The organism is Chitinophaga varians (assembly GCF_012641275.1).
Lineage (GTDB): Bacteria > Bacteroidota > Bacteroidia > Chitinophagales > Chitinophagaceae > Chitinophaga > Chitinophaga varians_A.
The window spans coordinates 705,884-721,087 of record NZ_JABAIA010000001.1 but is presented as its reverse complement, the minus strand read 5'-3'; the positions used below and the strand labels follow the sequence as shown (position 1 = coordinate 721,087).

Annotated in this window: 14 protein-coding genes; 9 read left to right on the top strand and 5 right to left on the bottom strand. The window is 47.2% G+C overall.

Annotated elements, in window-relative coordinates:
* The first annotated feature begins 25 nt into the window (after positions 1-25).
* Positions 26-2,950 carry a two-component regulator propeller domain-containing protein gene (locus tag HGH92_RS02940; protein WP_168869262.1) on the top strand — a complete coding sequence of 975 codons (2,925 nt, stop codon included), beginning with the start codon at positions 26-28 and terminating at the stop codon, positions 2,948-2,950.
* Positions 2,947-3,708, top strand: coding sequence for a LytR/AlgR family response regulator transcription factor (locus HGH92_RS02935; protein WP_078672331.1), 762 nt, complete (start codon positions 2,947-2,949; stop codon positions 3,706-3,708). Before HGH92_RS02940 ends, HGH92_RS02935 begins: the two co-directional genes overlap by 4 nt.
* A 253-nt stretch (positions 3,709-3,961) precedes the next feature.
* On the opposite strand, the gene HGH92_RS02930 is transcribed toward HGH92_RS02935, so the two are convergent.
* Positions 3,962-5,539, bottom strand: coding sequence for a trypsin-like peptidase domain-containing protein (locus HGH92_RS02930; RefSeq protein ID WP_168869261.1), 1,578 nt, complete (start codon positions 5,537-5,539; stop codon positions 3,962-3,964).
* Between the two features lie 345 nt (positions 5,540-5,884).
* Positions 5,885-6,883, bottom strand: coding sequence for an acyl-CoA reductase (locus tag HGH92_RS02925; protein ID WP_168869260.1), 999 nt, complete (start codon positions 6,881-6,883; stop codon positions 5,885-5,887).
* A gap of 90 nt (positions 6,884-6,973) precedes the next feature.
* On the opposite strand from HGH92_RS02925, the gene HGH92_RS02920 reads away from it, so the two are divergent.
* The 4 genes from HGH92_RS02920 to HGH92_RS02905 all read left to right on the top strand — a co-directional run bounded on the left by HGH92_RS02920 (position 6,974) and on the right by HGH92_RS02905 (position 9,729).
* Positions 6,974-7,321, top strand: a complete 348-nt coding sequence (locus HGH92_RS02920; protein ID WP_168869259.1) for a 4Fe-4S dicluster domain-containing protein — start codon at positions 6,974-6,976, stop codon at positions 7,319-7,321.
* 172 nt (positions 7,322-7,493) lie between these two features.
* Positions 7,494-8,483 carry a D-alanine--D-alanine ligase gene (locus tag HGH92_RS02915; protein ID WP_168869258.1) on the top strand — a complete coding sequence of 330 codons (990 nt, stop codon included), beginning with the start codon at positions 7,494-7,496 and terminating at the stop codon, positions 8,481-8,483.
* 96 nt (positions 8,484-8,579) lie between these two features.
* Positions 8,580-9,386 (top strand): PASTA domain-containing protein, encoded by an 807-nt coding sequence (locus tag HGH92_RS02910; protein ID WP_168869257.1) that lies wholly within the window; start codon positions 8,580-8,582, stop codon positions 9,384-9,386.
* A 46-nt stretch (positions 9,387-9,432) separates the two neighbouring features.
* Positions 9,433-9,729, top strand: coding sequence for a rhodanese-like domain-containing protein (locus HGH92_RS02905; protein ID WP_168869256.1), 297 nt, complete (start codon positions 9,433-9,435; stop codon positions 9,727-9,729).
* A 90-nt stretch (positions 9,730-9,819) separates the two neighbouring features.
* On the opposite strand, the gene HGH92_RS02900 is transcribed toward HGH92_RS02905, so the two are convergent.
* A complete protein-coding gene (locus HGH92_RS02900) occupies positions 9,820-10,209 on the bottom strand; it encodes a RidA family protein (protein ID WP_168869255.1) in 390 nt (129 codons plus the stop codon).
* 103 nt (positions 10,210-10,312) lie between these two features.
* Positions 10,313-11,431, bottom strand: coding sequence for a hypothetical protein (locus HGH92_RS02895; RefSeq protein ID WP_168869254.1), 1,119 nt, complete (start codon positions 11,429-11,431; stop codon positions 10,313-10,315).
* 216 nt (positions 11,432-11,647) lie between these two features.
* Between HGH92_RS02895 and HGH92_RS02890 the strand changes: the two genes are divergently transcribed.
* From HGH92_RS02890 to HGH92_RS02880, 3 genes are all read left to right on the top strand, one after another.
* A complete protein-coding gene (locus HGH92_RS02890) occupies positions 11,648-12,808 on the top strand; it encodes a tail fiber protein (protein WP_168869253.1) in 1,161 nt (386 codons plus the stop codon).
* A gap of 47 nt (positions 12,809-12,855) precedes the next feature.
* Positions 12,856-13,038, top strand: coding sequence for a hypothetical protein (locus HGH92_RS02885; RefSeq protein WP_168869252.1), 183 nt, complete (start codon positions 12,856-12,858; stop codon positions 13,036-13,038).
* Positions 13,039-13,181: 143 nt separating this feature from the next.
* Positions 13,182-13,982, top strand: coding sequence for a hypothetical protein (locus HGH92_RS02880; protein WP_168869251.1), 801 nt, complete (start codon positions 13,182-13,184; stop codon positions 13,980-13,982).
* 9 nt (positions 13,983-13,991) lie between these two features.
* Here the strand turns inward: HGH92_RS02880 and HGH92_RS02875 are convergent, their stop codons facing one another.
* Complete coding sequence (locus HGH92_RS02875) at positions 13,992-15,191, bottom strand: hypothetical protein (RefSeq protein WP_168869250.1); 1,200 nt, start codon at positions 15,189-15,191, stop codon at positions 13,992-13,994.
* Positions 15,192-15,204 lie beyond the last annotated feature (13 nt).

Below are 15,204 nucleotides of genomic sequence, written 5' to 3'. Positions count from 1 at the left end.
ATTCGTCATTCGTAATTCATCATTGATGTCCATTACCCGTTTCATACTGTTATGGTGGCTGGTCATCTTTTGCACAGGTTACAACGCACAGGCCCAGGGCCTGATGATCCGCAACTATAATGTAAAAGATGGGTTGGCTAACGCTACTGTTTATGCCGCCGTACAGGATAAAGACGGATTCATCTGGTTTGCTACACCCACCGGTGTCAGTAAGTTCGACGGTAAACGTTTTCGTAACTACGCCAAAAAGGACGGCCTCCCCGATAATGATGTGGTCAAGCTCGCCGCTGACTCACAAGGAAAACTATGGTTTTTTACCCTCAACGGAAAACTCTCTTTCTACGATCATACCTATATTCACAACGAAGACAATGACGCCTCCCTGAAGTTCAATGGCCGAAGCCATTACATGCAATACGCTTTTGAAGGGGATGCCCGTTTTGTGTATTTCTTTAATTCCAATAACCGCATTGTAACGTATAACGGAAAAAGCACGGAATACGATAAACGTGATATCGAAACCAATTTCCTCTACCTGCTCCGCAACGGAAAGGTCTACCGCCCGCTGCAAAAAGCCTTTCATGTAGAGAACCTCCACGACCCGACTAATCCCACGCAGGAAATATACTCCGTATGCCCGTACCCGTTTGACCGTGAAAACGCGGACACCATACGCAATGCGCCGATGTTGATGGTCCGTAATTCCCTGTACACCTATACTCCCCAGAAAATCAGCTGCTTCTTCAATGGTGCAGACTGGGGCATTAAAGACGAGATCAGCAACCTGTGCATCGATAACGATAACCTGTGGATCGGTACCCAGCGCGCATTGTACTATATCAAAGGTTTTTTTAAGGGAGATAAAAAAATCACCAAACTCCTCGATAACCATAATATTACCTCCCTGCTGAAAGACCGCGATGGTAATATCTGGATCACCACCTTCGGCGACGGCGTGTACAATATCCCCTACAAAAACTTCTATTTCAGCTATCTGGACAATACCAACGGCCTCTATTCCCACTCCATCTTCAGCATCTGTAAAGACAAAAAAACAGATATGCTCCTGATCGGGCAAAATGCCGGTATCCTCAATACCATCAGCAGTACCGGCGTTACCCGGCAATTCACGCTCGATACCGCCGGCGGCCGCAACAGCCTGCTTTCGATCCTGCCCTACAAGGAAAATGAAGTCCTGATCGGAACAGACAACGGACTGGTACTGTTTAATACCGCCTCCCAGAAAGCATCGCAGCTGAAAGCGGTGAAAATGCTGAAAGACGTGGACATCTCCCCCGCGGGGAAAATCAGGATAGCCGCCAAAAATCAGGTGATCGCCCTGGATGACTATGTGATCGGGGACCTGGACATGATCGTTACCTCTATCGCCAGCGTCAACGACTCTATGTATTTCGTCGGCTCCAACAACGGCCTGTTTACCTGCACCGATGGCACCCGTACCCTGAAACCCGCTACCAATGATTCTCTGCGCAAGCTCAGCATCAAAGACCTGAAGTGGGTTGACGGCTACCTGTGGATAGGTACCAGCGACCAGGGTATCTACGTGATGCACGGCGATACGGTCATCAAACACCTGTCATCTGCCAATAACCTCGCCAGCGATATCTGCCAGCAGCTCTATTACGATGGCCACCAGAACCTGTATGTGGCCACCAATAAAGGTGTTTCGGTCATCAATGTGAAAGAACAGCACATTGTCCGTAATATCACCTCCAACGACGGACTCATGTCTGATGATATCCGGGGCGTTTATTACGATGATGGCATCCTGTACATCGCCACCTCCAACGGCCTCTGTTATTTTAAGGGAGACCACCTGCCGGTGGACACCGTACCACCGGTGATCTACCTGAGCAACATCCGGTACGGCGACAGTACCTATCTGCCGGGAGATAACTTCGTGCATCTCTATAAACGGAAAGCTTCTTTCGAAGCCGAATTCGGCACCATTGTGTTCGACCTGCCGGAACTGGTGGAGTATCAGTATAACTTTTCAGGGGACACCACCAGCGGATGGGTCACCACCATGTCCAATATTATCCCCTTCCCCGATCTGCAGCCCGGTTATTACAAGCTGATGGTCAGGGCCAGAAAATATAAAAGCGACTGGTCCAAGCCGCTCAGCCTGAATGTCAATATCCTGCCGCAATGGTACCAGCAATGGTGGGCCCGGGGTATTCTCCTCCTGGCGGGCTTGCTGGCGATCCTGGTCGTGCTGCGGTTTATCGTGAAGCGGATCAAACAAGCGGAAAAACGAAAGACGGAATACAACCGCCGCATCGCGGAACTGGAAGCCAAAGCACTGACTAACCAGATGAACCCGCATTTTATCTTTAATTCGCTGAACTCGGTGCAGCACCTGATCCTGGAAAAAGAGGAGAAGCAGGCGCTCAATTTCCTGGCAGACTTTGCCACCCTGATGCGCCAGATGCTAAATAATTCCCGGAAATCGTATATTTCGCTGGAAGAAGAGATCGCCTTCCTGACCCGTTACCTGGAGTTGGAGAAAATACGATTTGCGCACTCCTTTACCTATCATTTCATTATGGAAGAGTCGCTAAAAGAGTATACCATATATATTCCACCCATGATCATCCAGCCCATCGTGGAAAATGCCATTAAACACGGCCTGGCGCCCAAGAACAGCGCCGGTTACCTCGAAATCCGGATAGAAATGGTGGATGATCTGCTCTATTGCTCTGTGGACGACGACGGAATAGGCTGGGACAAGTCCAATAGTATCAAAAGCTCGCGGCTGATAAAACACGAATCTACCGCGCTCAGCGTGATAAAGGAAAGATTGCAGATTATAAAATCTTTTAATGGAAGTGTTGGAAAGTTAGAAATTATTGATAAATTTAAATCTGGTTTCGGCAATAAGGAAGGTACCTTAGTTGAAATTCTGATTCCCATTGTTAAGATGTTATGAGTAATATAAAAGCTGCCATTGTAGACGATGAAGTCCGCAACATTCATATTTTGCGCAATATTCTGGAAAACTATTGTAAGGATGTTACCGTAGTCGGAGAAGCGCAGAATATCAATGAGGCGGCAGAAATGATTAAAAACAACCCCATTGACGTACTGTTCCTGGACATTGAAATGCCTCCGCATAACGGTTTCCAACTGCTGGAAATGTTCCCGGTGCTGAACTTTGAGGTTATTTTTATCACTGCCTTCCAGGAATACGCTTTACAAGCCATCAAATTTGCGGCATTGGACTACCTGCTAAAACCAATTAAGGTGAGCGAGGTGGAAGACGCATTGGAAAAAGTAAAGAAAAGCAAAAAAGGAAGACTGAACGAACTGGCTTCTATTCTGAAAGACTACGTTAAAAATAACGATAACGCCTTCTCCAAGATAGTCATCCCCGTGAATGACGGGTATAATGTCATTGACCTCAAGGATATTATCTATTGCGAAGCCTTCGACAGCTATACCAAAATACAGCTGATCAACAATGTATCCCATCTGATCTCCAAGTCCCTGAAAGAATACGAGGAAATGTTGTCTGACAAAGGCTTTTACAGGGTACATAAATCCTTCCTGATCAATATTCACCATATTGTGAAGATTATCAAGGGATTGGGTACCGCGGTGGTGATGAGCGACCAGAAAAATATTCCGATTTCCTCCCGTAAAAAAGATGAGTTTTTCACCCAGCTGAAAGGAGTGATCAACCTGTAAGTCTGTCTCACACTGAAGATTTTAAGCCGGTGGCCTTGCGCTTAACCGGCTTTTTTGTGCGTTCCCTGTATGGAATACGCTGTTCACGAGGTCATGTAACCTAACCTCATATACTTATCTTATTTTCATTATGGGTTTTCATAGATCTAGCTATTACTTGTTAGTTTGTCCAGACTTTACTTGTACTTTTTTAAAAGAAAAGCCCCGTTTCATATGAAGCGGGGCTTTCTTTTAAAAAGGTCGTCAGCGGGTATTACAGGTTTTCCGCACCTGCGCCACCGGTATTGATATTGTAATAGTAGATGTTACCACCTCTCTGCGGATAGAAACCTACCAGTTGTATATTTTTTTCTTTTTCAAGGATGGTGCTGAGCGTATTCACAGAAGTAACCGCGGTGTTGCCAGCCTTCAGGATAACGAAACCGGGCACCATGCTGGTTTGTTTCTTCAGGATACCGGTACTGATATCATTTACCCTGACACCACCTTTTACGCCAATGCTGGTCGCCTCTTCTTTGGTCAGCTCGGAAAGGTCCGCGCCCAGTCTGTCGAGGCTGGTGATCCGCACCACATCGGTATTGCCCTGCAGATTGCGGAGAATGATATTGCTGCTGGTGTATTCCTTGTCACCGCGCAGATAGGTAATGCTGATTTTGTCGCCTGGTTTGTAACGGGCCACCTGCTCACTCATCTGAGAGGAACCTGCGATGCTCACACCATTGATTTTAGTGATGATATCGCCCTGGCGCAGGCCTGCAGACGCAGCGGAGCTGTTTTCCATCACTTCGGTGATCTGCACGCCGGTCACATCGCGTTTTACACCGATTTCGCGCAGCTGGTCATCGGTCATAGCGGCGATGGCGGCAGGGGAGGCGTATTTTACACCGAGGTAGGCACGCTGTACGCTTCCATATTTCAGGATATCATTCACCACTTTCCTCACCAGGTTTACCGGGATCGCGTAGGAATAGCCTGCATAGGAGCCGGTAGGGGAGGCAATGGCGGAGTTGATGCCCACCAGTTCGCCGGCGGTATTCACCAGTGCGCCGCCGCTGTTACCCTGGTTCACCGCAGCATCGGTCTGTATAAAGGATTCGATGGAGTTGTTGATTCTGCCACCGCTTTTATTGATACCGATAGAGCGGGACTTGGCGCTGACGATACCGGCGGTAACGGTTGCGTCGAGGTTAAGCGGGTAACCTACTGCCAGTACCCATTGACCAATTTCCACGTTGTCGGAGTTGCCATACAGCATGTAAGGCAGGTTCTTGGCGGGTATCTTGATCACAGCCAGGTCGGTGCTGGGGTCAGTGCCCACCAGTTTGGCCTTGAAGGTTTTATTTTCATTGGCCAGGGAAACGGTGATCTCATCTGCGTCGGCGATCACGTGGTTGTTGGTCACGATATAGCCGTCATCGGAGATCAGTACGCCGGAACCGGAAGCCATCTGGCCGGGGATGTAATAACGGCGGCCATCTCCGCCTCCGTTGAATTCATCGCCAAAAAACTCATCGCCAAAGAGGTCTTGCAGGATGCTGCGTCTTTTCTGAAGTCCGTTGGTCACCTGTCGGGGATTGATTTTTGTTTTGATGTGCACTACGCCGGGAACGGCTGTTCTGGCGGCAGTCACAAAATCGGAGGGGGGAACGGCATTGGCTCTGTTGTCAGTGCCAGGCATGGTGTACCTTGCATAGTTTACGGGGATGTCATTGGAACCGTTTTGAAAAATGCCGGGGCGTCTGCCTTCGAAGTATTTGCCATACACAAATATGGCAGCAACGGCAGTAACAGCACTGATCAACACTGTCGTAACAATTTGCTTGAATTTCATATTATAGTGTGTTTAGCGTTGTGATACTAAATAAAGTATATTTTTAATAACGTAGATAAGATCAATTTATATGCCCTTGATACAAATTTAGTAGCGGTAGCGAATGAAACATACAGTGGCGTAATTACTTTAACAGATTTTTATATCAATCGTTAAATACTGCTAAAAAACAGGCTGACAGGATAACACAGGGCAATGACAATATAACAAAAAGGTTGACAAAATGTTACTCCACCGACGGCACAGAGCAGTGAGAGCGGAAAAAAATATTCATTAAGACAAGGGGCGAAGATCAAATCTGATCTTCGCCCCTTGTCTTAATTGATCTTCAAAATATTATTATGATCACAGTTCCAGCAGGAACGCCAGGGTGTCCACCCCATCGGCATAATCTGACAGGGAAGGTTGCTGGGCTTTTCCGAAAGGCGTAAACTGTTGGCCTACCAGGCACTGAAGGTCCGCCTGGGCCGCCATGTCTTCGCGGAGCTGCTGTATATCTTTATAGTAGCCATAATGCAGCACGCTGAGAGGGGAAAACAGGGAAGCTGCCTCATGAAGCAGTATGCTGCCATTGGTCAGGTAAGCGCTGCTATTGAGCAGGAACAGGGCCAGGTTGTAATCGTAGTTGTTTTTGTACTTGTGGTGGTCGGCCAGGTAGTCGTATTTGCCGAGTGCTTTAAGCAGCGGTTCAAAGTCATACCCTTCCGGCACCATTACTTTGGTCACGTTACGGCATCCCAGGCCGAAGTAGAGCATTACATCGTCTGCCAGCGCTTCCAGTTCGGCGGCGGTTTCCCGGCCGGTCAGGATAGCCGCAGAGGTACGGTTATGCCGGATAATATGCGGGTATTTTGAAAAGTAGTAGTTGAAATACCGGGCGGAGTTGTTGCTGCCGGTGGCAATATAGGCGTCGCAGTTTTTCAGTATTTCCAGTACTTCGGTCTGCTCGGCCTGTTCGGGGTACCATTCGGTCATTTTGTCAAGGATATGACGCATCAGCACTTCATCTTTGGAGGAGAGCTTCATTTTGATATGGTGCCCGCTGATGAATCCGCAGAGCCAGTCATGGAACCCAACGAGGGGGATATTACCGGCCACGACGATGCCCACCTTTTTAGGCGCCCTATCCGCGGTAGTGGCAGGGTACTGCCGCAACCAGGCTTGCAGGGCCGCCGGTTCCAGGTAGTACCGGCAGATACTGTCGATGGATTTATCAATAAATTCAGGGGTGAACCAGCCATTGGCCAAGTAAGCACGTTCCTTTACTGCTGTCAACTCCGTACTGTTGCCGGCCAAATACTGGCCCAGGCGTACCAATGCTGCTTCTTTTTCCGCTATGTTCATGAAACTGTTATAAATATTTGACTTAATTAAACCGGGAATTTTTATTTTTGTCCACAAAATTAATGGCTTACTACTAAAAAAGTTTACTCTATGGCAATTAAGATAACAGATGAATGTATAAATTGTGGCGCTTGTGAACCGGAATGCCCCAATAATGCCATCTATGAAGGCGGTGTAGAATGGGCACTGGCCGATGGTACAACCGTAAAAGGCTCTTATACCCTGATGGACGGCAGCCAGATGGACGCAGACCAGCGTAATGCCCCGATCAGTGTAGACACCTATTATATTGTGCCTAACAAGTGTACAGAGTGCCAGGGTTTCCACGAAGAACCGCAATGTGCCGCTGTTTGCCCGGTAGACTGCTGCGTTCCGGACGAAATGTACCAGGAAACAGTAGATGAGCTGATGGCTAAGAAAGACAGACTGCACCTCTAATATATGCGAGCCACCTAATTTAAAGCCGTCCGGTAAGTTCCGGACGGCTTTTTTTGTACCTGTGGCTGCCCGGGTTCCGCCGACGGCCGGAAATTAATGAAAACGCCGGCTGACCCGCTGTTGACAATTAACAAATAACCTTTAACTTTACCCGCTTATAGTAATTTATCTTATGAAGAAGAACATCGCCTTGGTAGCTGGTGGATATTCCGGAGAATATGTAATATCCGTGCAGAGTGCTGAAACTATAGAAAAGAACCTGGACAGCAGCAAATACGCTGTATACAAAATCATCGTTACCCGGGAGGGATGGCGTCATACGGCCACTGACGGCGCTGTTTATGAAATCGATAAAAACGATTTCTCCCTGAATATAGGCGGCAACAAAATAAAATTCGACGCCGTGTTTATCGGCATCCACGGTACCCCGGGTGAAGACGGCCGTCTGCAGGGCTACTTTGAAATGCTGGACATCCCCTACACCAGCTGTGGCATGGTGACTTCGGCGCTGACTTTCAATAAAAGCTACTGTAATAAAGTGGTGGCGGCCCTCAATGTGGTGAACGTCTCCAAATCCGCCCATATCTTCCGTGACCAGCCGCATGATCCGGCAGCAATTTTGCAGGAACTGCGTTTGCCCGTTTTCGTGAAACCGGCGGAAGGCGGCAGCAGCATCGGCATGTCTAAAGTGAAAACAGCGGAAGAATTGCCTGCTGCCATCGAAAAAGCCTTTAAGGAAGACAACCAGGTGCTCATCGAAGAATTTATCAAAGGCAGGGAACTGACCATCGGTCTTTATAAAGCCAATGGCGTCCTGAATGTACTGCCGATCACCGAAGTGGTGAGCAGCAAGGAGTTTTTCGACTACGAAGCGAAATATACACCAGGCGTGTCCAACGAAATAACGCCGGCGCCGGTATCTGACGATATCACGGCACTGGTACAGAAAACAGCATCTGCGCTGTATAACAAACTGAATTGTAAAGGGATCACCCGGATTGACTTTATTTATGAAGAAGCCACCGGTAAACTGTACTTCCTGGAAGCCAACACCATGCCTGGCCAGTCTGAAAACAGCCTTGTGCCGCAACAGGTAAGGGCCGCCGGTAAAACCCTGAAGGAGTTTTATGGTGAAGTGCTGGAAGAATGCATGAAGAAATAAATTACGAATTACGAATTATGAATAAAGCAGATGCTTAATTCGTAATTCGTAATTCGTAATTCCTAACTCGTAATTCGTAATTCGTAATTTTAAAATATGTTTGACTTTATTACCAAACGCTCTTTCGGAATTAACCTGTTGATTGTAATAGCGTTCTTTTTTGGACTGGCACTGCTGTTCTTCTCCCTGTTGGGCGTTATTACCCGGCATAATGAAGAACTGACCGTTCCGGACGTGCGGGGGAAAAGTGTGAAAGAAGCCATTGCCCTCCTGGAAAAGGCAGGATTTGAAGCCGATGTAAGAGACTCCATCTACATAGACAGTATCCCTCCTTTGTCTGTATGGGTACAAACTCCCGATAAAGGCGCGCGGGTAAAAGTCGGCAGAACGATTTACCTGACAGTCAACAAGGTAGTGGCCCCCATGGTGAAAATGCCTGACCTGGAAGGACTGACCTTCCGCAGCGCTGAAATGGTGCTGAAAAGCGTGCGCCTCAATGTGGGAGATACCATCTATAAACCGGACTTCGCCACTAATACCATCCTGCAGCAGCTGCTCAATGGTAAACGTGTTAAACCCGGCACCCCTGTAGCAGAAGGCAGCAATATTACGCTGATCATCAGCAGCGGTACCGGCAGCATTGAAAATCCGGTGCCCGATTTTGTAGGCCTCACCTTTACGGAAGCCCGTGAAATGCTGAACGCCAACAATCTGAGCGCAGGTACCATTATTATCGATCCGGGCGTAACGGATACGGCCAACGCCTTTATCATCAAGCAGGTGCCTACCCGCAGAAATGAAATCGGGGACTTCAACATGGTAAGGGCCGGTGAAAGCATTGACTTGTGGCTGTCTGCCACCAAACCGGTGAAAGACTCCACACAGGCTCCGGTACAACAATAACAAACATCAAAACCACCATTTTTAAACCGAACTTAAACTTAATATCATGCAGAATATCACAAAAGAAGAACTGAAACAGCGCATGGACAACGGTGAACAACTGAACATCCTCGATGTTCGTGAACCGCACGAACGCGCTGAATTTAACATCGGTGGCTTTCATATTCCGCTGGGCCTCGTGCAGGCAATGCAGGTGGATGAAATTGAGCACCTGAAAGATGAAGAAGTGATTGTTTACTGCCGCAGCGGCAACCGTAGCGGCCAGGCATGTATGCTGCTCGAAACCATGGGCTTCACCAATGTGAAGAACCTGACCGGCGGTATGCTTAACTGGCAGGCGTAACAATAAAGATCATACAAAGCGCGAAGCTTAGCAGGGGTAATGTATTTTACCAGTCCCTGCTAAGCTTCGCGCTTTATACTTATATCTTTTTTATTCTCCGCTTACAATAGCCGTGGCTTCTATCTCCACCAGGTAGCGGGGATCTATCAGCCTGCTTACCTCCACCATGGTGGTGGCGGGTTTGATGGCTTTGAAAAATTCACCATGTGCCCGGCCATACTCTTCCCAGCGGGAAATGTCCGTTACAAACATGCGCGTTCTGACTACATCGTGCAGCGTGGCGCCCGCAGACACCAGGACGGATTCTATTTTAGCCAGTACAAAACGGGTTTGTTCATAGGCATCACCTTCCGCTACTACTTTATCATTGTCTACCGCTACTGTTCCTGACACTTCGATGGTATTGCCTATCCGTACCGCGCGGGAATATCCCACTTTGTTTTCCCATTGCGCGCCGGAGGAATAATGGGTACGTTTCATAAAATTATATTTTGAAGAAGGGTAAGAAGACAGTTCAAAAGTACGCTTTAAAGGGCATTGGCGCACGTATTTTGTATGCTGCCGTTGCTGCTGTGCAGCCTCCCTACACCCCGTTATTGGCGGCTGATTGCTGTGGCGGCAGGTTTCGGAACTTGACTACCCTGCCCAGCAGATCGAACCAGAAAGGTGCGCCCAATGAAATAGCCAGGGCGGTAATGCACCATCCTGCCAGTACCATCCAGCCGTTTTTCTGGTAGGGATGTGTGAAGCCGCAACGGAGCTCCTTTTTGCCGCCGGTGGTGTCAGTCACGCAATCGCGGCTGATGCCCAGCACATTTTTAGCGTCGCCGGCGTCCTGGCGAAGGATAGCGTAAACGCCAATAAGCGCGGTATCTTTTAACATCATGCTGACAGACGTGTCCTGTCTGAAATAACTGCTGTCGCGATGGAAGATGTTTTTTCGTGTAAGCGTGTCCGTAACTGCCGCATAGGAGGGCTCGCGACTGGCCGCCAGGCGTACCATCTGCTCCCGCACATTTTTATCTTTCATCAGAATACGGGCGATAGCGATGCTATCAACATTAAACACCGCAGCAATGCCCAGTCCCAGTATCAGCAGCCACACCTGTGTTTGGCGGCGGTACCAGCCACTGGCGCGGGTCATGGTTTCATTGAACCAGGTCTCCATATTGGCCCGGAACCGGTCCACATCGTAATGAGCATCTTCAAAAAGATTCCGCAGATGGGCAATGGTATCGGGCGCCAGCTGCAGCGTATTATAAGTCAGGCTGTGGCGGATAGCAGCCGTCTCTGACTGGTTTTCCTCCAGTGTTCCGCGCAGCAGGTGGACCATCGTCTGTGAAAATATCTGCGGGCTGATATAGGCAGGCCTGGCAGAGGCGCTGTTTTCTCCCAGGTAGCGGATGGAAGGCGACTGGTAGAACTTCTTCAAAAAAGGACTGTGCTGAAAAGGCGCGAAAAAATAGACCACGCTCCAGCCCAGCTCGTAAAACCAGTTGAAGAAAGTGAAGCGGCCAAAAGCGCCCAGGTCTCCGCTGCGGTCATCATCCTCCAGCAGGCGGCGCAGTGCTTTGGTCAAGACCCGCGCCCGGGCGTTGAACAACCGGGCGGCCATCTCCTGTATAATGGAGGCTAACAAACTGTAGAGCAGATAAATGAATATCAGCCCCAGTGCCACATCTATGGCAAGATTACTAAACATAGGATACTTGATTAGTTGACATATTGATATAAAGTTAAATATTTATACTAAAGGTAGCATGGAGCGACGCAGTGTATTTGTGTGCTGGCTTTTTTTGTAAATCACACGTTTGTGTGATGGCGAAAATTTGATTTTTTATGCTACTTCGCGGTGTTCAAAGAATGTATGTTAACCTTGTCCACCCAAATACTCAATATTCTGTCAAATCATTTATCTATGAAATATTTCAAATTGGTAGGCTACTGGCTTATTATCTGTTGTTTTATCTGCCCGGCAGTATCGTCGGCACAAACAGAGGTTCCCTGGAAGTTCATCGGCTCAACACAAGATGAGTCCAGCGCTTATAACCTTTACTATTATAAAATTGCCCAGGTGAATTCACCCGATCATGGATATGCTTCTATGATTGAGGTGTCTATTCAGGGAGATGCGAATTACTTTGAACCGCAGGGAACCTTCCTGATCCGTGTTGATAAATGGGTCCATACGCCGGACAGATTTGATGGAATGGAAATCCGGTGTACTTCTGGTAATCCAATTGCGGCCACGTTTTATGTGTTTAGTAATGCTCTTTGGGTGAAATCAAATTATAAATGGGGTGGCGTTTATGTAAGAGCGACCCATTTTGTACATAGCCCATTAACAGATGGTAACTATGGACAAACAACCGTAGAACCAACTGGCTTTCTGGCAAAAACGGGCGACTACGGCCTGAAGTGTGATTTTGATGGGAATCGTTTCTTTAGGTTGCCCTTTACTGATATAAGCGGGTTTACCTACAGCCCTAATGGTGTTAGCATCGGTAATCCTATGAGACAGAGCCTGGTAAACATTAACGGAACAGGGAGATTGAATGACGACTATGTTTATATTACAAGGGATTCTGTTTCGGCCAATACAGATTTTTATTCCAACTATTTAAGCTCGACAGATGTTCAAAAGGGCACCTTTTCCTATGGTGTACGGCCAACCAGCAAAGCATGGCAGATTTATGAAAAAGGGTACAACGCCAATTGGACAAATCTGCTTCATATTGGCGCCAACGGCAATGTAGGTATCGGTACCAACAATCCTCAGACTAAATTAGCTGTTAAAGGCACTGTCCTTGCCCAAAGGGTAAAGGTAAGCGTTGCCGCTGCTGAATGGCCTGACTTCGTCTTCAGCAAAAACTATACGCTGCCCTCTTTGCAGGAAGTGGAGAACTATATCAGTCAGCACCAGCATCTGCCCGATATGCCAGCTGCTGCGGACGTGGCGAAAGACGGCCATGATCTGGGCGAAATGAACCGGAAGCTGTTGCAAAAAGTGGAAGAGCTCACGCTGTATATCATCGACCTGCAAAAAAGAATTGCTACGCTGGAACAGCGGTCTAACTAAATAACATCTTATCAAAAACCAGTAAAAACCATAAACCAAACAAAACCATGGGAGTTAATTATCTCGTATTAGGATTTACCAGTCTGTATCTGGGCGGCACCTTTCTGTACTACAAATACGCAAAAAAAAAAGGCATCGCGTTCAGGTATAAGCCTTTTTACCTGTTGGCCGTAGCGATTCTCTTTGTGCTGTCACTGTATGGCATTATTGTAGGAAAACAGTTTTTCTAAGCCCAACCGTTTTTCAATGAACTGACAACTGCCTGTTTTACACAGGCAGTTGTATATAAGCTTACAGATAATCATGGGTGGAAAATCCATTTACCCGTTTCTTTGGGTATTGCTGATTACAATCCTGCTTTTCTTATGGATGTTTGGAAAGAAAAAAAGTAAGGACGAAACCAGAAAAAAACAGCAACCAAAAAAGAATACACAAAAATTTCACAGGCGTACAAAACACCGCAAGAATGACGGTAGATATTGAAATAAACAGTGCAAAAGATATCGATTTGCTGAAAGACCGGCACCCGGACGACATTGACAGATTAAACCTGTTTATCTATACCAGTATTTCCCTGAAGTTTATACAAAAACTTAAAAATCTGAAAGGGCTTTTGATTTCGGGAAGCGTTAAGGATTTATCGCCCATATCCCACTGTAAATCACTGAAGGAACTGTCGATTAGTTGCAAAGGTGCTGTCAATTCGCTGGATTTTCTGCCTGAATTATCGCTGGAATCGCTGAAATTAGAGGGTTTTACCTCCAAAAATAGAAATCTGGTCATACCTGATTTACCATCATTAAAAAATATAGAGATAGCAGCTGTCTCCGCTATCAATGACCTGACTTTTTTAGCTGATTTTTCGGCCATTGAGAGAATATCCTTATTTGATCTGAATGTCCAAAAACTGTTTGGATTTTCAACATTAAAGCTGCTGAAAGAGTTGAGATTGGTCAATATGTTTCATTTGAAAGACCTTTCTGAACTGGCAACGATCAATAGTATTGACAGGATTTACATTCATGAATTTTATGTCAACAAGAAAATTAGGAATGATAAAAAAGCCGCATTGCTTAAGATTATGCCGGATTTAAAGCAAGTGGGCAATATTGAACTGAATATCAATAATGAAAAGTTCAGTAAAGAGGCGTTGTTACAGGAGTTGAGTAAGTAAAAAACCTCCTCATGAGGCAAACTCAAAAAAACAGCAGCTGCCACCTACCCAGGTATCGGTACTGTTGAAGCCTACACCGATCATTTTGCCCTTACTGATCCTGGACAGGTTGTGCACCAGGATAGGCCGTGGGGAGCTATCGGGCCAGATGTACATCATCCGGATTTCGCAGATAGCAGGACCGGTGGGCGTTTGTATGGCAGGCGCGTATTTTACTTTGTGTTGCAATATCCAGTTCTCCGGATCTTTAATATTATCAATATCTTCCTGGGTCACATCTATCATCACACCTTTGCCGGCAAAGGAAAACAGAGGTTTCAGCACATAGTTCTCCAGGTCGGTGGGTAACACCGGCAGTTCATGCAGAAACCAGCTTTTAGGCACAAATTCACTATGTATAAAAGGCATGGTGTATTTGCTGATCCGGTAAAACCAGTTGGGGTGGGTGATCCATTCCACATCGAGGTCCTGGAACAGATTCACATGCGGTTCCAGGTGGCCGGCCTGCTGCTGCAGGTCATCAAAAATGATGCGGTTATAGATACGCTGGATGGGCGTTTTCACGCCATCGCGCATGTAGAACAGTTTTTTACCTTCCTGTATCAGTTTCGTAAGGCATACCGTGCGGATGCCGATATATTTCTCTGTACTGTGAAAGTCGATACGTGTTTTTTGTTCTTCCGGCTTAATTTCCAGCAGCACTACTTCTTCCGCAGGCAGGTCGCCGACGATCATTTCACGGAGCAACTGATAGTAGGCTTTTTCATCGATGCCGTTGAAAAAGTTGTTCAGTTGTTCAGGAATATTGAAGTGGTTTTTAAACTGGCGGGCCATCACATCCTGAAAGGCGTACATAGTGGGAAAGCCTTGCAGCTCGATGAGTTGTGGTGTATAGGCGCCTGCCTCGTCGCGGCACACGGCAAAATCAATGACAATAAAATGTGGGTGTTCATTTTCATGCGGCACCTTCAGGTCTGCCGGGATGGCGTCCTGTGTAATGGTTTTGAAGTCGGGCCGCAGGATCACATTGACTATCTCTTCACAGGCCTGTATCAATTTGCCGGTCAGGTCGGCTGGTACGAACACTGGTGTTTCGGCCACACGGAATGCGGGCGCAATACCGGCATCCAGGGCAATACCTTCCAGGAACGCCTGGTAACGGTCGTTTGTAAACTGTTCATTATATGCCTTTCTGACTTCGGGTATCATAATATTGGAATAA

What these genes read in the sequence shown, in the direction of transcription:
- HGH92_RS02920 (WP_168869259.1), top strand. Translation starts at nt 6,974, where the DNA reads ATGGCAATTAAGATAACAGATGAATGTATAAATTGTGGCGCTTGTGAA.
- HGH92_RS02895 (WP_168869254.1), bottom strand. Translation starts at nt 11,431, where the DNA reads ATGTTTAGTAATCTTGCCATAGATGTGGCACTGGGGCTGATATTCATT.
- HGH92_RS02900 (WP_168869255.1), bottom strand. Translation starts at nt 10,209, where the DNA reads ATGAAACGTACCCATTATTCCTCCGGCGCGCAATGGGAAAACAAAGTG.
- HGH92_RS02875 (WP_168869250.1), bottom strand. Translation starts at nt 15,191, where the DNA reads ATGATACCCGAAGTCAGAAAGGCATATAATGAACAGTTTACAAACGAC.
- HGH92_RS02890 (WP_168869253.1), top strand. Translation starts at nt 11,648, where the DNA reads ATGAAATATTTCAAATTGGTAGGCTACTGGCTTATTATCTGTTGTTTT.
- HGH92_RS02910 (WP_168869257.1), top strand. Translation starts at nt 8,580, where the DNA reads ATGTTTGACTTTATTACCAAACGCTCTTTCGGAATTAACCTGTTGATT.
- HGH92_RS02905 (WP_168869256.1), top strand. Translation starts at nt 9,433, where the DNA reads ATGCAGAATATCACAAAAGAAGAACTGAAACAGCGCATGGACAACGGT.
- HGH92_RS02930 (WP_168869261.1), bottom strand. Translation starts at nt 5,539, where the DNA reads ATGAAATTCAAGCAAATTGTTACGACAGTGTTGATCAGTGCTGTTACT.
- HGH92_RS02925 (WP_168869260.1), bottom strand. Translation starts at nt 6,883, where the DNA reads ATGAACATAGCGGAAAAAGAAGCAGCATTGGTACGCCTGGGCCAGTAT.
- HGH92_RS02915 (WP_168869258.1), top strand. Translation starts at nt 7,494, where the DNA reads ATGAAGAAGAACATCGCCTTGGTAGCTGGTGGATATTCCGGAGAATAT.
- HGH92_RS02940 (WP_168869262.1), top strand. Translation starts at nt 26, where the DNA reads ATGTCCATTACCCGTTTCATACTGTTATGGTGGCTGGTCATCTTTTGC.
- HGH92_RS02935 (WP_078672331.1), top strand. Translation starts at nt 2,947, where the DNA reads ATGAGTAATATAAAAGCTGCCATTGTAGACGATGAAGTCCGCAACATT.
- HGH92_RS02885 (WP_168869252.1), top strand. Translation starts at nt 12,856, where the DNA reads ATGGGAGTTAATTATCTCGTATTAGGATTTACCAGTCTGTATCTGGGC.